Source organism: Arcicella sp. BE140 (assembly GCF_031456255.1).
Taxonomy (GTDB): Bacteria; Bacteroidota; Bacteroidia; order Cytophagales; family Spirosomataceae; genus Arcicella; species Arcicella aquatica.
In genome coordinates, this window is sequence record NZ_JAVDUE010000007.1 from 200,552 (window position 1) to 225,661 (window position 25,110).

Annotated in this window: 16 protein-coding genes; 7 read left to right on the forward strand and 9 right to left on the reverse strand. The window is 35.3% G+C overall.

Features of this window, described 5'->3' with window-relative positions:
* Positions 1–42: 42 nt before the first annotated feature.
* On the reverse strand, positions 43–1,686 hold the full coding sequence (locus J2Y60_RS12260) for a glycoside hydrolase family 28 protein (RefSeq protein ID WP_309918352.1): 1,644 nt from the start codon (positions 1,684–1,686) through the stop codon (positions 43–45).
* Positions 1,687–2,345: 659 nt separating this feature from the next.
* On the opposite strand from J2Y60_RS12260, the gene J2Y60_RS12265 reads away from it, so the two are divergent.
* The 3 genes from J2Y60_RS12265 to J2Y60_RS12275 all read left to right on the forward strand — a co-directional run bounded on the left by J2Y60_RS12265 (position 2,346) and on the right by J2Y60_RS12275 (position 4,774).
* Entirely contained in the window at positions 2,346–3,245 is a 900-nt protein-coding gene (locus tag J2Y60_RS12265) for an NAD(P)H-binding protein (RefSeq protein WP_309918355.1), read from the forward strand.
* Positions 3,246–3,256: 11 nt separating this feature from the next.
* Positions 3,257–4,177 carry a helix-turn-helix transcriptional regulator gene (locus J2Y60_RS12270; RefSeq protein WP_309918358.1) on the forward strand — a complete coding sequence of 307 codons (921 nt, stop codon included), beginning with the start codon at positions 3,257–3,259 and terminating at the stop codon, positions 4,175–4,177.
* Between the two features lie 135 nt (positions 4,178–4,312).
* On the forward strand, positions 4,313–4,774 hold the full coding sequence (locus J2Y60_RS12275) for an SRPBCC family protein (RefSeq protein ID WP_309918361.1): 462 nt from the start codon (positions 4,313–4,315) through the stop codon (positions 4,772–4,774).
* Positions 4,775–4,870: 96 nt separating this feature from the next.
* On the opposite strand, the gene J2Y60_RS12280 is transcribed toward J2Y60_RS12275, so the two are convergent.
* Positions 4,871–6,226 carry a sigma-54 dependent transcriptional regulator gene (locus tag J2Y60_RS12280; RefSeq protein WP_309994648.1) on the reverse strand — a complete coding sequence of 452 codons (1,356 nt, stop codon included), beginning with the start codon at positions 6,224–6,226 and terminating at the stop codon, positions 4,871–4,873.
* A gap of 331 nt (positions 6,227–6,557) precedes the next feature.
* On the opposite strand from J2Y60_RS12280, the gene J2Y60_RS12285 reads away from it, so the two are divergent.
* From J2Y60_RS12285 to J2Y60_RS12295, 3 genes are all read left to right on the forward strand, one after another.
* Positions 6,558–8,474, forward strand: a complete 1,917-nt coding sequence (locus J2Y60_RS12285; protein ID WP_309918368.1) for a YgiQ family radical SAM protein — start codon at positions 6,558–6,560, stop codon at positions 8,472–8,474.
* Between the two features lie 279 nt (positions 8,475–8,753).
* Entirely contained in the window at positions 8,754–10,877 is a 2,124-nt protein-coding gene (locus tag J2Y60_RS12290) for a PQQ-binding-like beta-propeller repeat protein (protein ID WP_309918371.1), read from the forward strand.
* A 500-nt stretch (positions 10,878–11,377) separates the two neighbouring features.
* On the forward strand, positions 11,378–12,337 hold the full coding sequence (locus tag J2Y60_RS12295) for a sugar phosphate isomerase/epimerase (protein WP_309918374.1): 960 nt from the start codon (positions 11,378–11,380) through the stop codon (positions 12,335–12,337).
* Positions 12,338–12,631: 294 nt separating this feature from the next.
* On the opposite strand, the gene J2Y60_RS12300 is transcribed toward J2Y60_RS12295, so the two are convergent.
* From J2Y60_RS12300 to J2Y60_RS12320, 5 genes are all read right to left on the reverse strand, one after another.
* Positions 12,632–14,191, reverse strand: a complete 1,560-nt coding sequence (locus J2Y60_RS12300) for a glycoside hydrolase (RefSeq protein ID WP_309918377.1) — start codon at positions 14,189–14,191, stop codon at positions 12,632–12,634.
* Positions 14,192–14,324: 133 nt separating this feature from the next.
* Positions 14,325–16,007, reverse strand: a complete 1,683-nt coding sequence (locus tag J2Y60_RS12305; RefSeq protein ID WP_309918379.1) for a RagB/SusD family nutrient uptake outer membrane protein — start codon at positions 16,005–16,007, stop codon at positions 14,325–14,327.
* An 18-nt stretch (positions 16,008–16,025) separates the two neighbouring features.
* The gene (locus J2Y60_RS12310) at positions 16,026–19,442 is read right to left on the reverse strand and encodes a TonB-dependent receptor (protein WP_309918382.1); all 3,417 of its coding nucleotides are present in this window, start codon (positions 19,440–19,442) and stop codon (positions 16,026–16,028) included.
* Between the two features lie 197 nt (positions 19,443–19,639).
* Positions 19,640–20,722: a FecR family protein gene (locus J2Y60_RS12315; protein ID WP_309918386.1), complete on the reverse strand. Its 1,083-nt coding sequence runs from the start codon at positions 20,720–20,722 to the stop codon at positions 19,640–19,642.
* A gap of 151 nt (positions 20,723–20,873) precedes the next feature.
* Positions 20,874–21,509, reverse strand: coding sequence for a sigma-70 family RNA polymerase sigma factor (locus tag J2Y60_RS12320; protein ID WP_309918389.1), 636 nt, complete (start codon positions 21,507–21,509; stop codon positions 20,874–20,876).
* A 608-nt stretch (positions 21,510–22,117) separates the two neighbouring features.
* Here J2Y60_RS12320 and J2Y60_RS12325 point away from each other — a divergent pair.
* Positions 22,118–22,309, forward strand: coding sequence for a hypothetical protein (locus J2Y60_RS12325; RefSeq protein WP_309918393.1), 192 nt, complete (start codon positions 22,118–22,120; stop codon positions 22,307–22,309).
* 122 nt (positions 22,310–22,431) lie between these two features.
* Here J2Y60_RS12325 and J2Y60_RS12330 read toward each other — a convergent pair whose 3' ends face one another.
* Complete coding sequence (locus J2Y60_RS12330; protein WP_309918396.1) at positions 22,432–23,805, reverse strand: family 43 glycosylhydrolase; 1,374 nt, start codon at positions 23,803–23,805, stop codon at positions 22,432–22,434.
* 88 nt (positions 23,806–23,893) lie between these two features.
* Complete coding sequence (locus J2Y60_RS12335) at positions 23,894–25,108, reverse strand: glycoside hydrolase family 88 protein (RefSeq protein ID WP_309918399.1); 1,215 nt, start codon at positions 25,106–25,108, stop codon at positions 23,894–23,896.
* Positions 25,109–25,110: the final 2 nt, after the last annotated feature.

Below are 25,110 nucleotides of genomic sequence, written 5' to 3' on the forward strand. Positions count from 1 at the left end.
ATTTAGGAGAGATAAGTAATTTACCTCTCCTACCATAATAGGTTATTTTACTAAAGCTGCTTCTGTCGCACCCTCTTTCCACGTTATCTTTTGTTGTGCTTTCTCGAAGTCAGTATTAAGGACTTTGATATTTTGACTACGCTGTCCAGCGATGGTGAAAAATCTTTTGGCAGTAGTTCCCAGCGTAATTTTATCAAATACCAAGGCTTGGCTATTTTCAATAGCAATCACAGGTTCTGTTTTTGCTGTATAAAGCGTAATATTTTTGCAGGTAATTTCAGCAGCATCTATCAATTCGACGCCGATTTCAGATTGCAAAGTTGCATTTTCAATCGTGATATTCTTTACAGGCATTTCTGGTAAACCACGAATAAAAACTCCTTTGGTCGCTCCATGACAAACAATATTTTCAAATTTCATGTTTCTGAAAATTGGCGTACCTTCATTTACGACTGGTCTTTCGTCTCTTGGACTATCTGTAGCAAATTTTACGAAATAGTACATATCAAAGAAAATAGCTTCTTGAGCTATATCTTTCATATAAATATTTTTAGCATAAATATTTTCTACAATACCGCCCCTGCCCCGTACCGACTTGAATCTTAGTCCTTTATCAGTACCCATAAAAGTACAGTCGTACACAAAGATATTACGTGCACCACCACTCATTTCGCTACCTATCACAAAGCCTCCGTGTCCATTATACACTACATTGTTACGAATAACGCCATTTTCTGTCGGCATGCCACGTTTGCGTCCTTCTTCATCTTTTCCTGATTTAATACAAATAGCATCATCACCTACATCCAAAGCACAACCTTCTATCAAGAAATTCTTACAAGATTCAATATCCATCCCATCGCCATTATGCGCATACTCTGGGTTTTTCACAGTCAGATTTCTGAAAGTAAGGTTTTCAGACATCAAAGGATGTAAACACCAAGCAGGAGAATTTTGGAAAGTGATGCCTTCAAGCAATACATTTTTACATTGCGTAAGTACCACCAAATTAGGACGTAAAAAATCTTTTATATCCGCAAAATCTTGAGGTTTTTTTCCTTCTGTCAATAACATACTTTTGCCCTCAGTACTAGCCTTTAAAAACTGTTCACTTGGGTACCACACTTTGCCGTCGGGTCTTACAATTCCTCCAGAAGCCACTTTTTCTTTCCACTCCCCTTCTGTCAATTGAGCTTTATTTACAGCACGCCAAACATCACCATTGCCATCTATAATTCCTTTACCAGTAATGGCTACATTGACAAGCCCAATACCTGAAATTGGCGACTGATTACGAGCAGCCTTTTTGCCTTCATAACTTCCCTCTACCAACGCGTATTTACTTTTATCTGTTGTAAATAAAAGCGTAGCTGCCTTTTGGAGGTGTAAGTTTACATTACTTTTTAATTCGATAGGCCCTGTTAACCACAAGCCTTTAGGAACTAATACGACACCACCACCTTTTTTGCTACAGGTTATAATAGCATTATTGATGACCTCCGTATTAAGCGTTATACCATCAGGCTTTGCTCCTTTTGACAGGATATTAATAGTGTCTCTTCTAAATGTGGGTTGTACAACTTTGGGCAAATGTTCCCAATTGTACTCAGATGATTTTTGAGCTGCTGCATTGAAAGTAGATAATGTCCAAAAGGCAACCATCCATCGTAAGTGTGTACATTTCATGAATAATGATTTTTAATTTTAGTAAATTTTAAGCGATAAATTGTCAGCTTTAGTATTAAACTCAATCAGTTATATTAACCTAAAGCATCCTACTTATCGTTTTTTAAGGTTAATTTATAACTTACCTTAAATCAATCTGATAAGGTAGTTTATGGTAAGCACAATAAAGATTCATGACAGATTCTAGCTGTCATCAAAGCTTATTATGTATGCACGGAGATAATGATTTTTGCTATGGAAGAGCATTAAACACGAATAAAATTGAGCTATCATTCGGCTTACTTTCCCGAAATTCTCACAATCTTTCTAAGTAAACAAATATTTTTTTTGTTTTTTTTATGCAATCGTTGCCGGCAACGTTGCCAAATCAATAAATTGACATTTTCAGTCCCGAGCGTGGGAACAACTGAGAGGGAAGCCTGATAGTGATATTGGAAATACCAAAATATGATTTCTACATTTATTGTTTTCAATACTAATCAAAGCAATAATTATATCTTTCTAATAAATCTGATTAACAGGAACACTTGGATTAAATTCTTGCTCAGACTTTAGCCCATTACAAATCAACCTTATATTTTATTAGGATAAAAATAGATTTGCTTATTCCTGTTTTTTGTTTGTTGCAGAACTTTGTGTCAAATAAAAAAATAGGAAAAATGAAAATAGTCATCACAGGTTCTCTTGGGAACATCAGTAAGCCACTAACCATAGCGTTAGTAGAAAAAGGACATTCAGTTACGGTTATCAGTAGCAAAGCTGAAAGACAAAAAGACATTGAGGCGATTGGAGCACAACCTGCTATTGGTTCAATGAAAGACGTGGATTTTTTATCAGCAACCTTCAACGGGGCTGATATAGTGTATGTGATGGAAGTACTTGGGGAGAATGCTTTTTTTGACCCAACTGTTGATGTAATCGCTGAAATTACTAGCATTGGCAATAATTATAAACAAGCTATTGAACAATCCGGCGTAAAGAACGTTGTTCATCTTAGTAGTATTGGTGCTCATACTGATACAGGAAATGGTATACTTGCCTTTCATTATAATGTTGAAAATATTTTGAAGCAACTGCCTAATGATGTTTCCATCAAATTTATGCGTCCTGTTGGCTTTTATTATAATATGTTTGCATTTATACGAACAATTAAAGCGCAAGATGTAATCGTGTCTAACTATGGTGGTGATGAGAGAGAGCCTTGGGTTTCTCCTTTAGATATCGCTTCTGTAATTGCTGAAGAAATTGAAAAACCTTTTGACGGCAGAGAAATTAGATACATAGCAAGTGATGAAGCGTCGCCCAATGAAGTTGCCAAAATGTTAGGAGAAGCCATCGGCAAACCAGATTTGAAATGGATAGCAATTACTGATGAAGAAATGCTGAACAATATGGTAGCGGCAGGAATGAATCCACAAACTGCCAAAGGTTTTGTAGAAATGAATGCAAGTAGACGTGGCGGTGTTTTATACGAAGATTATAATCGTTACAAACCTACATTGAGAAATGTAAAAATTGTAGATTTTGCTAAAGAGTTCGCTCGTGTGTATGAACAATAAATAAAAGCAAAATGGCTAATAATCAAATTCAGAGAATAAAAACAATTACCGAGTTTCATCGGCTGAGAGGTTTACCTAAACCTCAGCACCCTTTAATCAGTGTGATAAATTATGCCGAAATTAAACATTCTACCGATAGTAATTTGAGTAGTTGGGTACTTGATTTTTATTCTATTTCAATAAAAAGAAATCCAAATACCAAAATAAAATACGGACAACAGGAGTATGATTTTGATGAAGGTGTGATGTTTTTTATGGCTCCCAATCAAGTTTTTAGCGTTGAAGTTGGTCAAAACATACATGTAAAACATTCGGGTTGGATGCTCCTCATCCATCCTGATTTTCTATGGAATACATCGTTAGCAAAAACGATCAAACAATATGAGTTTTTTGATTATGCCGTGCATGAGGCTTTATTTCTGTCGGACAAAGAAGAAACTATCCTTGGCAATATCATACAAAATATCCAACAAGAGTATTATACCAATATTGATAAATTCAGCCAAGGGGTAATTGTTGCACAGATAGAAGTATTACTTAATTATTCAGAACGGTTTTATCATCGACAATTCATTACTCGTAAAAAAGCTAATCACCAAATCCTCGAAAAATTAGAAAGTTTACTGGCTGACTATTTCAATAACGATGCTTTGTTGAAAAAAGGGATTCCGACAGTTCAATATATTGCTGAAACATTAAATGTATCTCCCAATTATTTAAGTGGCTTACTCAAGATATTGACAGGGAAAAGCACCCAACAACACATACAAGACAAATTAATTGATAAAGCAAAAGAAAAATTATCAACGACTGATTTGTCTGTCAGTGAAATTGCATACGAATTAGGCTTTGACTATCCCCAAACATTCGGTAATTTATTCAAGAAAAAAACCAACTTTTCTCCTTTGGAATTTAGGCAGTCATTTAATTAGACTGCCTCATAAAAGCTATTATTTGTTCAAAAATAATTGAACTAGACAGTTACGTATTCTTGGTATTAGCTAATAAATATTTTTATCTTTAACCTTTGATGAATTAGACTATTTGAGCAATAAAATTTTATACAGATGACTTCAGAAATTATCTCGACAACGCCAGATTGCGAAATTGTAACTTCAAGAATTGTAAATGCACCAATAGAGATTGTTTATAAGGCTTGGACCGATCCAAATCACTTGAAAAATTGGTGGGGTCCCACTGGCTTTACGAATACTTTCAACGAGTTTGATTTAAGAGAAGGAGGTAAATGGTGTTTTATCATGCATGGGCCAGACAAAGGGAATTATGCCAATGAATGTGAGTTTATAAAGATAGATAAGCCAAACCTTATTGCGTGGAAACGTCATTCTAAGCCGCTATTTCAAGTAGTGGCAACTTTTGATGTAGTATCTAGCAACAAGACAAAAGTTGTTTTTAAAATGCTTTTTAATTCAGCAGAAGAATGTAACAAAATCAAACCATTTGTGGTCGATAAAAACGAAGAAAACATGGATAGACTTGAGAATGAATTAATAAAAATGATTGCTTAAAGCTACTGTTAGGTTTTGTATTATTTATTTCCCGCAGATTTACAGAGATAAATAACGCTGATTTTCAAAGATTTTAAAATAATAATTCATTCACAACTAATTTATTCCATATTCTTCAATTTTGCGATAAAGGGTTGTCAGTCCAATGTTTAATAAGCGGGCAGTTTCAGTTTTGTTGCCTTTTGTATGTTTCAGTACTTTTTGAATATGCTGTTTTTCAATAGTTTGTAAATCAAAAGAGTTGATTTGACTAGCAACATTTTCACTAGGAAATTGAATAGCAATCGGTAAACTATCTATGGTCAATTGCCCATTTTCATTCAGGATAATGGTTCTTTCAATTACATTTTTTAACTCGCGGATATTACCTTTCCAGTCATAATTCTCTAATTTCTCTAGAAAACCTTGTTGTAAGTCAGCAATGGCAATGTTGAATTTCTTTGAAAACTCTTTCGTAAAGAAACGAGCAAGCACCTCGATATCTGTTTTTCGTTCACGAAGAGGTGGTAGAGCAATTTGAAAAACCGAAAGTCTATAAAATAAATCCGACCGAAAATGTCCTTCGTTCACTTCCTGACTTAAATCACGATTAGTGGCTGAAATAATCCGAACATCTACCTTGATAAGTTTGGTATCCCCTACTTTCATAAACGTTCCTGTTTCAAGTACTCTTAATAATTTGGCTTGCAAATCCAAAGACATTTCACCGATTTCATCCAGAAAAATAGTACCTCCATCGGCTTCTTCAAACAATCCCTTTTTATCTTTGGTAGCTCCTGTAAAAGAACCTGCCTTATGTCCAAACAATTCAGATTCAAGAATTTCTCTAGAAAAAGTAGCACAGTTTACAGCCACAAAATTCTTGGATGCTCTTATACTTTCCTGATGAATTGCATTTGCAAAAACCTCTTTCCCTGTTCCTGTTTCGCCTGTCAATAAAACAGTCGTATTGGTTTTAGCTACTTTTAACGCTAAACTGATTACCTCCTTAATCTGTTTAGATTTTCCAAGTACTTTCTCAAAACCTTGATGCGTATTCTGAACCGTTAATGGTTGATTTTGAACTTTATCCATTGCCAAGCTAAGCATAGGCAATATTTTTTCGTTATCGTCTCCTTTTACTAAATAATCAAAAGCACCATTCTTCATGGCTTTGATGCCATCTTGAATAGTTCCATAGGCAGTCATTACGATGATTTCGAGCTGAGGATATTTTTCTTTAAACTTTTGGGTAAACTCCACACCATTGCCGTCAGGTAATTTCACATCTGATAATACCACTTGTATCACCTGATTTTCAAGGATTTTCCAAGCAGATTTTAAATCTCCTACTTCTGTTACAGCATAATCTTCTAACTCAATAATCCTTTTGAGTAGCCCCCTGAGTTGCTTTTCATCATCGATAATCAGTACCGTTCCTTTCATCCTTATTTTCTCTGTGCTATTGCCCAATTTGACTTATATTCGGCTAATTTAATGCTTTTTTAGCATTTCGACTTTCACGTTTTTCCATAGAGATATTTAAATCAAAAAAGTTTTGAAGTATATATCTCTAAGTGGGCACGATTTATGATTACTAAGTAATAGCTTGTATCATTAGAATTTGATGTAAAATATTAGCTATTGTTGTTTGCAAAAACCGTCAAATAACTGTGTATAAAATGAGTAAACTCCTTTTAATTAGCCAATTATAAATTGGTCAGTCATTAATAAATAGTATTTATCGGCTGAATAATTCACTAGAAATGACTTTTGTCATTGATTTCTTGCGTAATTTTGTGTTATGATTGAAAGACCAATAACCGACTGGTTACCTCTGACCAAAAAAGAGGTGGAAAAACGTGGATGGGAGGAATTAGATGTAATTCTAATTTCAGGGGATGCGTATGTAGATCATCCAGCTTTCGGAACGGCTGTGATTGGTCGTATTATAGAAAGTGAGGGGTTTAAAATTGCCATTGTGGCTCAGCCCAATTGGAAAGATGATTTACGTGATTTTAAAAAATTAGGGAAACCAAAATACTTCTTTGGCGTAACGGCTGGCTGTATGGATTCAATGGTGAATCATTATACTGCCAACAAACGTTTGCGTTCAAATGATTCATATACACCGGGTGGCGAAGCGGGTTATCGTCCTGATTATGCTACTACCGTTTATACTAAAATCTTAAAAGAGTTATACCCTGATGTTCCAGTGTTGATTGGTGGCATTGAAGCTTCTCTTCGTCGAGTTACGCACTATGATTACTGGCAAGATAAGCTTTTGCCTTCTATTCTATACGATTCAGGAGCTGATATGTTGGTTTATGGAATGGGCGAACAGCCTCTTCGTGAAATTTTACGCTTGGTAAAACAAGGTGTTCCTTTAGATACCATTCGCAACATCAACCAGATTTCATATTTACAGCCTTCTACAGAGCCTCTTGGAGAATTCAACAATTGGGATACTGTGGAAATTTCAAGCCATGAAATTTGCTTGAAAGATAAAATCAAATACGCTGCTAACTTTAAAGTAGTGGAAGTGGAATCAAACAAATGGCAAGCCAACAGAATTATTCAGAAGGTAGGTGATAAAACATTGGTGATTAATCCTCCTTTTAAAACAATGGAGGAAAAAGAGATGGATATTTCTTTTGATTTGCCTTATACTCGCATGCCACACCCCAAGTATAAAAAAAGAGGCCCGATTCCATCTTACGAGATGATTAAGTTCTCCATTAATATGCACCGTGGTTGTTTTGGGGGATGCAGTTTCTGTACGATTTCGGCACATCAGGGGAAATTTATTGCCTCGCGCAGTGAGAAATCAATCATGAAGGAGGTGGATCAAATTGTGAAACACCCTGAATTTAAAGGATATATATCTGATTTGGGCGGTCCCTCGGCGAATATGTACCAAATGAAAGGGAAAGATGAGTCAATTTGTAACCGTTGTCAAAGTCCGAGTTGTATTCACCCCGTTATTTGCTCGAATTTGGATACTTCACACACACCGTTGACGGAGATTTATAAAAAAGTGGATGCTCACCCAAGTGTCAAAAAAGCCTTTGTTGGTTCAGGTGTTCGTTATGATTTGTTGGTGGATGATTTTAACAAAAATAACCAAGATGGCAACCATGATATCTACATGGAACAGTTGATAACGCGCCATGTTTCTGGTCGTTTGAAAGTTGCTCCAGAACATACATCTGATGCAACTTTAAAGGTAATGCGTAAGCCTTCTTTTAAATATTTCAGAAAGTTTAAGGAAAAATATGATAACATTCAGGCGAAGCATAACTTGAAACAACCGTTGATTCCTTATTTTATTTCTTCACACCCAGGTTGTGAAGAAGTTGATATGGCCAATCTTGCTGCTGAAACCAAAGATTTAGGCTTTCAATTGGAGCAGGTGCAAGATTTTACGCCAACACCTATGACGGTGGCAGAAGTAATTTATTATTCAGGGGTGCATCCTTATACCTTACAGCCTATCATCACAGCAAAAACAAAGGAAGAAAAGCTAAATCAGAACAACTATTTCTTTTGGTATAAACCTGAATTTAAAGATTGGATTCGTAAGCGTTTGCACAAACTCAATCGCCCAGATTTGGCTGAACGTTTGTTGAAAAGCCAAAAGCAGGCAGCCATTGATAAAGTAATTGGTCAAGACCTTGTTTCTAAAGCACAAAAGAAGAAGAGAAATAATTTCAGGCGATAATAAAAAATAAGGTGTTCAAATTGATAATTTGAACACCTTATTTTTTTACAATCTTCTTAGATTCTATTGCATGAATTCCCCATTCTCTCTAGGCAGGAACTTAAGTCTCTGCCTAGAGAGAATGGGGAAAGACTATCAGTATAAGCACCTATAGCAAAAGTATGAATAAAGTTATAAAATATGTAAATTTGAAAAGTCTTAAATTACATGATAAATATGTTTTTGAGGGACTAAAAAATACAGCATACCATTACTGAGTACAACTAAATTGACAATTTTATGCAAAAAATCTATCTAGTATTAGCATTTTTGGCGACAGCCTTATTAACAGCAGCCTATTTGCCAGAAAAGGATAATCCCAATAATGAAAATACTGGATGGAGCGAATACCTAGGAGGACCAGAACGTAATCACTATTCTAGTCTCACGCAAATCAATAAATCAAATGTCAATCAATTAAAAGTAGCTTGGGAATACCATACCCTTGATTCTGGACAAGTACAATGTAACCCGATTATAGTAAATGGTGTGATGTATGCCGTTACAGCTACCAACAAACTCTTCGCATTAGATGCTGCTACAGGCAAAGAATTATGGAAATTCACTAATACAGCAAACGTCTCTCTCAATACCAATCGTGGCGTTACCTATTGGGAAAGTAAAGATAAAAATGATGCTGATGTGCCTAGAATTGTCTTTGCTCTTGGCTCTTACTTATATGCCGTTGATGCTAAAACGGGGCAACAAATAGAAAGTTTTGGTGATAAAGGCAAAGTAAGTTTAAAAGAAGGCTTGGGAAGTACAGCCATTAATAAATTTGTTATTTCCAATACCCCTGGCACTTTATATGAAGATAACATCATCATGCCACTGCGTCTTTCGGAAGGAGCAGATGCTGCTTTAGGCAATGTGCAAGCTTTTAATGTACGCACAGGCAAACTCTCTTGGGTTTTTCATACGATTCCCGAACCTAACGAATTTGGATACAATACTTGGCCCAAAAATGCTTATAAAAATACAGAAGTTGGGGGGGCTAACAACTGGGCAGGAATGGCCGTTGACCGCCAAAGAGGGATTGTTTTTGTGCCTACTGGTTCTGCCGCATTTGATTTTTATGGTGGCAATCGTAAAGGTCAAAACTTATTTGCCAATTGCTTGATTGCCCTCGATGCCCACACAGGCAAAAGATTATGGCATTTTCAATTTGTTCACCATGATATTTGGGACAAAGACTTGCCTGCTCCTCCAAATTTGGTAACCATCACAAAGAATGGAAAGAAAATTGATGCCGTTGCTCAAGTAACTAAAACAGGACACGTATTTGTATTTGATAGAGTAACGGGTAAGCCTTTGTTCCCTATCAAAGAAACACCTTTTCCTAAATCAACTATACCTGAAGAAAGCACGTGGCCAACCCAGCCAATTCCTACTTTGCCTGCTCCTTTTTCTAGGCAAACAATCACTGAAGCAGATGTTAATCCATATTCAAATGATAAAGCAGCTTTATTAAAAACTATCAAATCATCCCAAAAAGGTTTATTCCAACCTCTTAACAAAAAAGAGACTTTGTTGTATCCTGGTGCCGATGGGGGTGCTGAATGGGGCGGTGCTGCCGTTGACCCTGACGGTATTATGTATGTAAATGCCAACGAAATGGCATGGATATTTAGCCTAAAATCAACCCCAAAAGAAGATGAACTTGCACACCTGAGTCCGGGACAAAGACTTTATACTAATACTTGTTTGGTATGTCATGGCAAAGAACTCAAAGGGAACCCTAAGAGTGGTTATCCATCATTAGTTGATATTTCGCAAAGAAGAGACCGTGAATATGTTACTAAAATCATTGCTTCAGGAAAAGGAATGATGCCAGGTTTTGGGCATTTATCAGCTATTGATAGACAAGCCTTGGTAGCGTTCTTGTTTGGTGATGAAAAAGTAGAAGCAAGTGTTTCAAACGTAAAAGCTAAGACGCCTTACATTCCTTATCAATTCAATGGTTACAACAAATTCATTGACTCTAAGGGCTATCCCGGTATTCGTCCACCTTGGGGGACACTTACGGCCATTGATTTAAATACAGGAAAACAACTTTGGCAGAAGCCATTTGGAGAATATCCAGAACTAAAAGCCAAAGGTATTCCTACCACTGGCTCTGAAAATTATGGTGGCCCAGTTGTTACAGCAAGTGGTCTATTATTCATCGCCGCTACTAAAGATGGGATGTTCAGGATTTTCGATAAAAAAACAGGTGATATTCTTTGGGAAACGAAGCTACCAGCCGCTGGTTTTGCTACGCCAAGTACCTATTGGTTGAATGGCAAACAATATATCGTCATAGCATGTGGCGGTACTAAGCTAGGTACTAAAAAAGGAGATAGCTATATCGCCTTTTCGTTGTAAAATATAACAGTCGGCTACCGCAATAGTGGTCGACGATTTATCGCCTATATAAGGCTATTTTGATAAAATCTCTTATTTTATTTAGATGAATCTTCTTTGTCTCTAGTCCTTTAGCAGACTTAAATAACATCCATTATTAATAAAGCCCCTAGTTTATATATCTTGGTGGCAATATGCCCAACCCCAATAGCACAATGATAAGTTGCTTCATGACTATTCCAGTCCCTTACAAATTTTCTGACATTCACTGGTAATTTATAGTAACTATTAGTATTCCAATTTCAAGAATTTCCTTTGCCATTTAAATGGCATTAATGATTTAATATTGACCTGCTTTATATTTATAATTATTTCAATAAAAATATTTAATATTTTGGTAAGAATGTATTTTTTTGTACTATTGTATCATAATGATAAAATAATATTACTTGAGTGTTTATCCAATTTAGAAAATCAATCAAAAACACAATACATATATCTTAAATCAACCTGAAAATTACATGAATCAAAGAAGAGACTTTCTCAAAAAGATGGGATTGGCAAGTGCAGGCTTACTGATGGCACAGTCAGAAATGCTAATGGCACGATCGTTTGCTAAGCCTAAACAAATAGGCTTGCAATTATATACCCTTCGTGATGAATTATCAAAAGATGTAAAAGGAACCATCAGTAAAGTTTCAAAAATTGGCTTTAACCATGTTGAGACTTTTTTTGGCTATACTGGTGATACTAGCAAAGATTTATTTTGGAATTTAAAAGCAGGTGAATTAAAGCAATTATTATCAGACAACAATCTGGTAACACACAGTGGCCATTATCAGTTAAACGACTACCTTACCCCAAACAATGGTAAAGATGATGCTCTCAAGTTTCAAATTGAACAAGCCGCCACTTTAGGACAGAAATATTTAGTTGTGCCAGTACCTCCATTTGGTTTAATCGACAAAATGACGTTGGATGACTATAAATTTATGGCAGCACAATTAAACAAAGCGGGTGAATTATGCCATAAATCTGGTATACAATTGGGTTATCATAATCACTTTTGGGAGTTTAAGGTTTTACAAGATAATAAATCGGGATATCAAGTATTGCTAGAAGAAACAGAACCTGATTTATTAAGTTTTGAATTGGATTTGTTCTGGACAGTGAAAGCAGGACAAAATCCTGTAGCATTATTCAAAAAATATCCAAAACGTTTTGTGATGTGGCACGTGAAAGATATTGATAAACAATTCGCCAAAGCAGTTTATCCAGATGCCAACAAAAAAGGTATTTTTGATACTTTACGCGAAGTGAAATTTACAGAAGTGGGTACTGGAGCCGTTAATTTCAAAGAAATTTTTGCTCATAACAAAGACCTTCAATACATTTTTGTAGAGCAAGACCAGATTTATAAAGAAGATAAATTTGAAAGTGTTAAAATGAGCTACGATTATATTAAAAAGAATCTTATTTAAGAATAGGGTTATTATTCTCAAAATCATTTATCCCCTAGCGAGTGATTTAAATCACTCGCTAGGGGATAAATATTATGGCTTATTCTAAAATTGTGATACACAAAAAACTTTCTTATGAACCAAGAAACAAATTATGTAAAGCGAACTCAGAGAGACTACAGTATATCACTTAAGCTACAAATTATTCAAAAGATTTAGCGAGGACAGCTATCTACTCATGGTGCTTGCTACAAATAAAGTAGGCTAGCTCCGCAAAACCACAAATTGTTTCGTTTTTATACTACATTATTTTTATTAATCAAATTTACTAACCAAAGTAGTGATGGCACGAGCTGGAATGGTAATAACTTGGTTGATTTTGGTAGCCACTTGTGGTTTTAAATCAGCATCTTTAGATGTAATATAAGCTTTAACAGTGCTAACTTTTACGTTCTTTACTGAAAGCGTTACATCAACAGGATTAATATCAGCATTGATGATTACGGTGATAAGCTGCTTATTGGCAAGGTCTTTATAAGAAGAAACTAACAATAGGTTTTGTGTATCATCATTTTCAATATCAGCCGCAATACGTTCTGCATTTGGTCGTATAAATCTACTAAAATTGCCAAAACTCCATAACATTTTGCTAGCACTAAAACTGCCTCCTGATTTGGCTTTATCAATATAAACTAGTCCATCTTTATAATCATAAGGAGATATAGCTATCCACCAGTGCCAAGCTGTAGCATTACCATTCACTAAATCATTATGGATTGTTCTTGCTATATATAAAGCAGGGTCTATGCCAAGGTCTTTTTTATTTCCATTCATTTCGCCAGCGTTATCACCAAGAATACAATATTCCGACATCCAATATTTTAGTGAGGGTATCTCCGCAACCTTATCCGACAATAGTTTTCTTTTATCACGAGCTTGTATAAAAGGAGAGCTTGTAAAATAGCTATGTCCTGAAATTGCCTTTTCTACATTAGGCAGGTTCCCTACATAGTTTGGAGAAGTTTGATTAAAAAAATCGACAACTTGATTTCCTTTAGCAACATTGTTATTGGCTGAATATAAAAATTCTAGTTGCCCAGCTTCTGCTATATTAATCTTTGTAGAAACGTTTTCTTTTAATAAACTTGCACTAAGCGAACGCGTTATTCCTGCTATTTCATCATTTTTGAAAGGTGTTCCTTCTTGTCCTCCGTCACTCCACTCCCACTGCGGTTCATTCACTGGGCTTATGTAATTAAACGTAATACCTGTTTTGTCTTTTACGCCTTTAATAAAGGTAGTCAAGAAACTAGAAAAAGCATCAAAGTTATCTGCACTAAGGTTTGATTTTCCAGCGGTAGCAAAGGCCTTTTTATTAACAGTATACTGTATAGGTGGGGAATTTGTAAAAGCTAAAAATTGGTCAACCTTACGCTGTTTGGCAGCATTCAAAAACCATATTTGACCAGCTTGTCTATCCCATTGATACGTACCATCGTCATTTAAAAAAGACTCTGCCCTTCTCCATTCGTCATTAATACCACTGTTATCCCCTTTTGCTGCACTTCCTGCACCAATATTGAATCGCCAAAGAGACAAACCAATACCTTTGGGTTGACCATTACTACTAGTATCTTGGCTAAACAATAAATCTGCTATACCGTTTCTGCTTGCATCTGGCCAATTACCCACAAATTGACATGACCACGCATCAGAAGCTCCGAAATGTTCTATTTTCTGGTACGTTTTAGTGGCATCAATATTAATATTCCTTTTCTTATTTTCAGCAATTGGTTTTACATTATCTGGTACAACCTGTGCTTTTGAACAGCTTAATATGGAAACTAGCAATGGACAAATAATCATCCTTCTCATTTTAAATAGTGTTTGGAGGGTTATATTTGATTTTAAGCTCATTTGTTTAGCGTTATGATTCGTTTAGTTCTTCAAAACAAAAATACCTTCTATTCAATTGTTTTCTTTCTTGAATAGAAGGTATTTTACTGAATTAGTACCCGCTGGTTTGACTCAATTTACCATTTGAAGCTTGAATTTCAGCTCTTGGTATTGGAAGGAAGTAATTTTTTTCCTCAAAATGACGTCCTGTTAATGCCTCTTTTTTATTATAGGTAACAGTATTACCATTCTTAGTTACCTCTATTCCATAAGCAGGAACGTTCTCTGTAACATTAGCGACTTTCCAACGACGTACATCATAAAAGCGATGTTCTTCGAAAGCCAATTCTACCTGACGTTCACGGCGAATAATTTCACGCATCTGAACCTGTGTTAAACCTGTCGGCAATGCTGGCATATTTACACTTGGTCTGCGTCTGATGCTATTAATTGCATCATAAACTGTTTGGTCAGGACCAGACGCTTCATTTTGAGCTTCAGCATAGTTTAAAAGAATTTCTGCATATCTAAAATAAATCCAAGGCTGTGTGCCTGCAATATCCCAAGGGTTATCTATAGGCAAATTATCATTCATGTATTTTTTCAGATAATATCCAGTTTTTGACGTATTCCAGTTAGATGGCCCATCTTTACTATCTTTTCCCCCAGGGATAAAAGACTGAACTGTATTGGTTCTATAAGGGGCATCATTATAGAGAACTGTCATATAAAAACGTGGGTCACGGTGCAAATAAGGTGCTTGTGCATTATAGCCAGAAGTTGGGTCTGTAATAGGCTTGCCATTATCCATTTCGTAAGCATCTACCATGTTCTGAAGTGGTACATTGCCTCCCCATCCTCCAAAGCTATTAGGAGCATTTGAGATTTCTAAACATACATGGCGAGCACCCTGAGTATATAGACGTTCATAGATAATTTCAGGATTATTTTCTGCTGTTAAAAATAGTTTATCGTATCCATTCGTAAAAAGACTATACTTCCCCATGTCTATCACATCTTTGGCAGCTTTTGCGGCTACCTGCCAAGTTCCACTATTATACAACGGACTAGCAGCATACAATAACAAGCGTGATTTAAGCGCTAGTGCTGCCCCTTTTGTTGCACGCCCTAGTTGCCAAGTATTACCATTACTTACTGGTAAAAGGTTACTAGCTTCGTCTAATTCGGCTACAGCATAGTCAATACAATCTTTAATTGATGATTTTGTATAAATATCTGCATTAGCTAAATCTTCTCCTAATTCAAGTACTTTATCTTTCATCAATACGACACCTCCATAATTACGAATTAAGTCCTGATAACGAAAAGCTCGAATAAATTTCAATTCTCCTTTCAAGCGATTTCTTTGCGAAACGCTCATCGGAACTTTATCTATATTACCCAATGCATAATTAATCTCACGAATACTACGATAACTTCTACCCCAAATTGTACCTGCAATCCCTGTATTCTCGGGCGCTAATTGCCCTCTTTGGATAAGCCAAGTATTGTCATCATTATTATAAATAGATTCATCTGTTACTGATGACCACATGGCATATTCAAAACCTCTGCCAAATCCTGGAGGTGTACCTTCTGCTTCTTTGTCTGTCAGACGCACACCCAAATAGCGATTGATAACGTAAGATTCAAATAAAGAAGAATCTGAAAGAATTGAAGCGTCAGACACTCTATCTGTAGGAACTATATTTAGAAAATCGGTTTTACAAGCATTAACATAAAGCAAGATTCCTGTAATAATGAATGATATAACAATTATATTTTTAGATTTCATGTTCATTAATTTTAAATATTAAAACTTAACATTTACACCGAGATTGATAATTCTCTGCTGCGGATAAAACTGACCGCTGTTACTATTTCCTTCTGGATCATAGTCTTTCACACCTGTAATCGTAAGAAGGTTAAACGCATTTGCATACACACGAACCTGCTTAATTTTTAACTTGCTTAACAACGACTTTGGAAGAGTATAGCCTATTTCAACATTTTTCAAACGAATAAAAGATGCATCATTTAGCCAGAAAGTACTGTTGTATAAACCACCATTAATTGATGATGATGCTCTAGTATCTACTCTTGGATAAGTACCATTTGGGTTACTTGGACTCCAACGATTATCTGCCCAACTGCTATAAAAATTACCAACTTGACCTGACTCTGGTAAAACATATTGACTTACATTGGTTTGTCCAGAAAGTACAAATGACATATCGAAATTTTTATAGCCAGAATTAAATACTACCCCATAAGTAATTTGAGGAACATTGCCATATTCTGTTCTAACTTGGTCATCAGCAGTAATTTTACCATCTTTATTATAATCTTCCATGATTAAATCGCCCAGTTGCGTACCCGAAACATGAGGATACTTATCTAAATCTGCTTGTGTTCTGAAAATACCAATCGCATTATATAACTGATAAGTATAAAGTGGGCGACCTGTCTGACGTTGGTATGATAAAGCACCTGCGGCTTCGTCAATAAAAATTACCTTGCTTTTTGCATAAGTGAAATTGGCAGAAATATTATATCTGAACTCGCCAATATGGCTATAGCCAATACTTGTTTCAAAACCACTATTGTTAATTTTACCAATGTTTTCATCTGGTACCAACGTTCCTGAGCCGTATGGGTTTACAATACCTGAAACATTTGGAATAGATGCATTACGAGTAGCAAGAATATTAGAACGTTGTTGTTGGAAATAGATAAATTCTAAAGAAATATTCTTAAACAATACTGTGTTTAAACCTAAGTCCATTTTTTTAGCAGTCTCCCAAGTAATATCTGGGTTGGCTAGTTTTGTTAAATCAATACCTGAATGAATAGTATTCGATCCAATAACATAAGTATTATTGAATGAATAATTATTATAATATTGGAACTGACCAACATTATCATTACCTAAAGAACCATAAGAAGCTCTTAGTTTTAAATCATCAATAGCTTTAACTTTAAACCATTGTTCTTCCGAGATTCTCCAGCCTGCTGAAATAGAAGGGAAAAAACCATACTGCTTTCCTTCTGGGAAAATAGACGAACCATCTACACGCATTTGTACTTCTGCCAAATACTTCTCGCTGAAATTATAGGCAATTCTGCTGATATAACTTTTTCTGGTAAATTTGTAGCTACTTCCATAGTTGTTTTTATCTGTTGCAGCCGCACCACCTTGCGATAATTCTGGAGTAGCCACTGTAGGATAGTTGATTCTAGAAGCACCGAATGTTTCTTGTGTATTTTTGCTTTGTTCGTAAGCTACAAAAGTACTAAGATTGTGTTTCCCTGTATGTAAATTATAATTCAACTTGATGTTTTCGACCATTGAAGCAGTATTTACTTGTGATTCTGTCAAGCTTGCTAATCCTGCAGAACCTCCAGTAATTACTCTATTATAAGTATTACTGGTTTTATCGTAAGAATACAACGGATAAGGTGTGCTGAATGATTTAGAAAAATTATAAGACCTATCAGCTGAATAGAATCCGTCGATAGACAAACCCTTTACAAAAGGAAGTATATAACTAGCTCTTAGAATACCATTGAAAACCGTGGTTGGATTTCTATTAATCCCTCCAACATCCGTACCCAAAACAACAGGATTACTGTTTTCAACTCCTGTAGACGGTAATCCATTTGGATAAACAGATACTACTGTTGGGTATGCTCTGTAAATAGAACGGAAAATATTTCCAGCACCTTGGGTAGGATATTGGCGGTCTTCTTGACGACCCGCCAATGATAAACTTACTTTGAAGTTATCAGTAATATTAGCCTCTACATTAGATCTAAAGTTATATTGACTATAGTTTGTTACACCATTTTTGTACAAACCGTCTTGATAGATTGTTCCAAGCGATAAGTAATACTTGGTATTTTCAGTACCTCCATTGATACTTAAACTATGCTGGTTCTGAAGCACCATACTCTTTAATGCTTCTTTTTGCCAGTTAGTATTTGGATAATTAATTGGGTCTGAACCATTACTAAATTTTGTAATTTCGTCAGCACTATAATGTTGGTTCATGCCCCCTGCTGGATTATTATAATAATCAATCTCGTTCAGAATAGTAGCATAAGTAGGAGCATCAGCCAATTTAGGTAGTCTTGTTGGGGAACTAAAGCCTTGGTTGAAACTATAAGAAATGGTTGGTTTTCCTGTTCCTCCTTTTTTTGTAGTTACTAAAATTACACCATTGGCAGCTCTACTACCATAAACAGCTGCTGAGGCATCTTTCAAAATTGAAATACTTTCAACATCGTTTGGATCAAGACGCTCTAATCCGCCTATTTGTCCAGGCACTCCATCAACCACAATCAATACATCATTATTTCCTGTAGAAGCAAAACCTCTTATCGTATAACTTGACCCATCATAACCAGGTTCTCCGCCCCTATTATTAGCAACAAATCCTGAAAAACGTCCCGCTAATGAGTTGGATAAATTGGGTTGTGGACTTTTTACAATTTCAGAACCTTTTACCTCTGATACCGAACCTGTTAAAGTCACTTTTTTCTGTGTTCCATATCCTACAACTACCACCTCGTCTAGTGATTTTACATCTACTTTAAGACTAACGTCCATCACTATACGATTACCGATTGAAACCTCCTTTTTTTCATAACCAACAAAGCTGAAAAGTAGTACATCTGAACCTTCGGGTACTGATATACTATAATTCCCATCCGCATCAGTATTTGTTCCTCTCTGTGTTCCTTTCACAAAAACACTAACTCCTGGCATCGCATCACCTTTCTCTGAATCGGTCACTTTTCCTTTAATTATTTTGTCAACAGGTAAAGGAAACTCAATGTATTCTCCGTTTGGGGACTGACTTGATGAGATGTTATCACTAAGGATAATTTGGCCTTCTATAACTTTATACTTAAGATTTAATGGACTTAAAAGCCCTACTAACACTTCAGAAAGGCGTTGTTGCTTAGTAACATAACTAACTTTACGATTTACCTGAATAGCCTTTGAGCTATAAATAAATTTTACTTTCGTCTGGTCTTCTATTTGTTCCAAAATATCTATTAGCTTTTGATTAGAAGCATTTAGCGTAATAGATTTATTAAGAAACTCCTGAGCCTTCGTATCAATTCCATACGAAAAACTTGTAAAAACTAATGATAAGGCAAGTTGAATAACCGATATTTTCATAGCAAGCAGTAGGAAACCACTGGTTTGTCGAATTTTTTGCATATTTTTGGTTGATTTGTTAATTGTTCTTGTAAGCATGACAAATTCAGCCTATCACTTTCTAAAAGTGTAGGTAAGCTCCATACGGGGAGCATTCGGGCTGGCAATGGTGCGAACATTGTCAGCCTTACTTTTTTTAAAATGATTTTTTATTTTTTCATCCTATATATGTTTAATTTCTATTAATGTTTTGGTTAATATTAGTCTCCACACCCTCTTCCGCCTATTAAAATTACCGTTCCTTTCGTCTCATAACTGCCATTGATTGTTGCACAAATTATTTCAAGTTTGGCATGTAAAGATTGTGTAGTAAAATCTGCAGTAAGCGGACAATCGTAAAGTTTTTCATTATCTACGTCTATTCGAATACCATACACATTAGAAAGTTTAGCTAGCACTTCTGATAATGGCGTATCTCTAAACTCAAACACATTATCTTGCTCACCTTGTGGTTGTGGATTATCAATCAACCCTGTCACAAAATGATGTTGTCCATCATAAAACGTAACTTTATGATTAGGTGACAAAACAACACCACTATTTGGTTTAGTATCTTTTTCAAAAACGGATACTTTACCTGTTATTACTTCCACATCTATGTTATTACCCACAGAGGGTGCTTTTACATAAAAGCTAGTACCTAGTACTTTCGTTACAATTGTTCCTGCGTGTACCAAAAAAGGTTTATTGGGGTTTTTAGCAATGTTGAAGAAAGCATCACCCATCAAATAAACTTCGCGATTATTCCCTTTAAATACTGATGGATAACTCAGCCTACTATTTTTATAAAGTGTAATTTTACTACCATCACTCAAGTTCACATAAATGGGTTTTTCATTATTGTTTACTTGTTCGATTAATGGCAGGTTAGACGATGCTGTAAGTTCTTCATAAATAGGTGTTTTACCTAAATCATTTTGATGATAAAAAACCCACGATATTCCTATGGCAACAGCAAGCACAGCGGCGATTTTTATCCATCTACTAAAAGAATATACTGTGTTGTTTGTTACCTCATTTTCTTGGCCTTTAATCTGATGGATTTCTTCCATAATATCCTGCACATGGCTTTCAACCTTTGAAGAAGAAATCTCTTTAAAAGGCTTTACTTTAATGGACTTGATAATGTCCTTAGCCTCCATGGCAGTACTAGCCTTGGCAGGGTTTGAGGCAATCCATTGTTCCCAAAATATTTTATTTTCTGCATTAGGAGATTTAACCCATTGCACGAAATTTTCATCCAACAAAAAATCTTCTATTTCAAAATTCTGATAGTCTTTCATTATATTATTATTAAAGCTTAGAGCCTATGCTTTAATAATAATATGCAAAGAGCTATCAGTATCTACTGTAATAATTATAATTTTTTTATAAAAATTTATAATTATGCTAAAAAACAGAAAGATTATTGAATATTACTAAATGAGAGGAATGTTACTTGATTGAATACCAAGTGGATAGCAGAACAAGAAGATTTATATATTCTCCCGTCCATTCATTACGAAGTTTCCGTAGCGCTTCGTATAGTAAATTATAAACTGATTGACGGTTTACTCCTAATACTTCGGAGATTTGTTCATTATTTAGGTTTTGATAGAACTTTAAATAAACCACCTCTTTTTGTCGTTTGGGTAATTTGTTCAAGAGCATCTCTATTTTTTCTACTTGTTCTGTAGTACTTTCTTGTTCTATTAACTGTGCTTCTATTGAAAAATCAACGATAAAATTATAATCGTCTGATGCTTCTTCTTGTTGCGAAAACCATTTTTTGTATTCTCTGAAAATTCGCCTTCTCAATGATTTCAACAAATAATACTTCACATAATCTGTATCACCAAGTGTAGATCGACGAAGCCAAATTTCTAAGAAAACATCTTGGATACAGTCTTTTACATAATCTTCCTCTGGTACTAAACGAACGCCATAATTGAAGAGTATTTTATAAAAATAGATCATTAATTCTTCATAAGCACTTTCGTCTCCCGCCTTTATTTTTAGCCAAAGGTTAGTTGCCTTGGCATCTAAAGAGCCTTCAATTAAGGGTTTTATGTTTTCTTCATCCACTTTCATTTCTAACAAAGATAAGAAAATTGTCTTGAATAGATTGGTTAGAACCTTCTACACCTAGTATCAATCATAAAAGAGTTATCGTAAAAAACTACTCTAACTTTTATGATTTTTCTTCATGGTTTCTAGAGAATTGTAAATAAAAACTCCTATTTAGGACAAGCTTACTTATCAACTTATCCATATTCCAAATGTTTATTAAGGCGTAAAACTAATCAAAAAAAGATAATATATAATTATTTATCAAATAAATAGTATTTATTCTTGCCTTCTAATACACACTTTTTTTGACTTCTGCTTGTCTGTTTTTAATATGAAGCTCTTGCGTAAATATTTTACTTCCCCTACTAATACGTCTACTGAAAATCGAGGCAGAAACGTATTGAACCTTGGGCATAACTAATATACATCCAAATAATAAGCCCTATCCAGATGGTCAGCATCCCGACGATTATTATTTTGAATGGGAAAAAGGTAGAAGTGTAAAGGAATACTAAATCATCTATATACCCAAAGGCAAAGGCTTTTTTGAAAGTAGGGGTTTACCCCTCAGAAGATTGATGCTGGCACTATAATTCTATTATATCCTAATGTTTGGCATCGTTTCCAACATGAAGAAAATACAGGGTGGAAAGAATACTGGGGAGATTTTTCGGGTGCCTATGCCAAATATTATATCTTCCAATCAATATCATTTACTGTTGAAACTCCGAAAAGCCCAACAACTTATTCAAGTTTCACATCTTACACTTGAGAAAGTAGCTTATCAATATGGCTTTGAAGCTGTATTTTATTTTTCATGAATCTTTAAGAAGAAAATGAATTACAATCCTTCCGAAATTAGGAATAGAAACTCAAAGACTGAATAATCACCTTTAAATCAACATAGGCCAATGAGATGGTAGCCTATGTTGATTCTTCTAAGTTAGAATACTCTAAATTCCCACAATCCTGCCGTTCCTTTCAAGAAGGTTAATCTTAGGTATTGTGCTTTTACGCTGCGTTCGTCGATGTGTGGCGACTGTATTTTAATATCGGCATGACCTCCATAAGGTTTCCAACTTTTATTATCAATCGAATACTCTAATACATAGGCATGCCCAGCAGTTGGCTTTACAAAATAAGATTCTACCTTTTTGATGGCTATTTTCTTTCCTAAATTTACTGTAAAAGTTGCTGTACTATCGTTAGCTTTCGCCATCCATCTAGTACCATTTGCTCCGTCAAGAGCATTTTGTGGCAAATAGGTTTCTGTTCTATTAATACTTTTATCTTTTATGTAAGGTACTTTATAATCTGCTAACGTAGATGATGCCTCGGCTTGTTGAATTTCAATTCCTTTCTTAACTAGACTTGGAAACGGGTCAACGCCTTTATTAGTTAACTGGATAGGCTTAATTGTACCATCTTCATTAAATTCCATTTTATCAATCCACACTTGTCTGTTCGTACTCGACCGTCCAAATTCTAAATAGGTAAAGTAATAATCATCTTTGATATGAAATACATTACCATGACCTGGCCCATAGATTTGTTCTTTCACATCTGTTTTAGCGATAATGTCTTCTTCTGGATAAATGAATGGCCCGAAGGGTGATACTTTACTATATTGATAAGCATACACATAGTTTTCGTGTCCGCTTAGAGTATAGAGATAATAGTAAATGCCTTTTCGTTTGAAGAAAATCGGTCCTTCAGAATATCCCCCTCTTTTGGTAGGCAATTTAACAATCGATGCTGTGTCTAAGCTAACCATATCAGGATTCAATCGTCCTGCTCCACGCTGTGCCCAAAAAAGATATGGCTTTTGGTCATCATCAATAAATACTTCTGCATCAATACCTTTAGTGCCTTTGGGAGCATCCATCTTTAACAATGGTGCCGCATTGGCTTTAGAAAAATCTCCCTTCGCCAAACTAAAAGGTCCTGCTGGCGAGTCTGCCACTGCTACATAAATATCATGATTTACAGTAGGATAATAATAATATTTGTCTTTTACTTTGACAGGATAGCTGGGTGCCCAGAACAATTGTTTTTCGGCAGCAGGAAAATAAAACCCCTTGAAAGACCAAGTCTTTAAATCTTTAGACGACCAAAGTACGGGGGGACCAGCAGTAGCAAGACCTTTGTTGTAGCCATCCGTAGTGGCATAGCAATAAAATGTATCTCCAAACTGAACAATACTTGGGTCGGCTATCAGGTCTGGAATAACAGGGTTATTATTGACAGATTTTTGCGCTTGCGTTAATTGGAAACACAATAAGAAGATACTTGATAATAAGAGTATTCTTTGGGTCATATTTTTAGTGGTTTAGTGCTTAAAGCCTAGTAGATGTATCTAATAATTATACATTTACTAGGCTTTCATTTGTTATTATATTTATGCTTTATTTCTTCAATTCCTTATAACGCTTCATCGCTTCTAAATAATAATAATCAGCATAGGTCAAAGGTACGTCAACTTCAGTATCTTGAGGGATATGTCCCACACAATGTTCGATTAAAAATCCACCATTTGTTCCAATAGCCGCTTTATAAGGCACATTTGATAATGAATAAATCATTGTTTCAGCATCTTTGATATACGTTTTCTTTAAATTTTTATCCACATACCCGCTTAGTTCTAATAATGCCGAAGCCATTACAGAGGCCGCAGAAGCATCACGTAGGGCAGTTGGAATATTAGGAGCGTTAAAATCCCAATAAGGAATTTTGTCTGTAGGTAAATTAGGATGCGTCAAAATAAAGTTCGCAATCTTTTTAGCCTGTTCTAAATAAATCGGATTTTTCGTTTCACGATACATCACCGTATAACCGTAAAGTCCCCAAGCCTGCCCTCTCGCCCAAGCAGATTCATCTGCATAGCCTTGTGCTGTTTTTTTCTGTTGTACTGCTCCAGTTTCTGAATTATAGTTAATCACGTGATATGAACTATAGTCAGCACGGAAATGATTTTTCATCGTCGTGTTAGCATGAGTCACCGCAATTTTATAGTAACTAGAATCTCCAGTTACTTTCGTTGCCCAGAAAAGTAATTCAAGGTTCATCATGTTATCAATAATTACCAGAAAGTCTCCTTTTTTTGAATCCCATGATTTAATACAACCCACCGTCGGATTAAAACGTGTTGACAAAGATTTCGCACTTTGAATCAAAATATCTTTGTATTCAGGTTTAGGAGCAATATCTTTTGCATTGCCAAAACTGCAATACATCATAAAACCCAAATCGTGTGTGGTTTTATTAAATTTCTCTTTTTCTAATACCCCTAAAATCCTATTGTTTTCTTTTAACAAAGCCTCGTCCTTTGTTTGTTGATATATGTACAATAATGACCCTGGATAAAAACCACTACACCACCACTCAGAACCACTGAATTCATATTTACCTGTTTTAGGGAAATAGGTTTTAGGAAATTTATCTGGAGGAAGATTTTTCATCAATACTTTATATTGCTTACCCGCATCTTCAAAGTTTTGCTTAATTGTTTTTAGCAAAATTGCTCTACTAGGGTGTGCCTTGGTTGTTTGTGCTGTCGATAACGACACGCTAATCAAACATATCATTACTGTATTGATAGCAATGCTAAAAAAATGTTTCATAG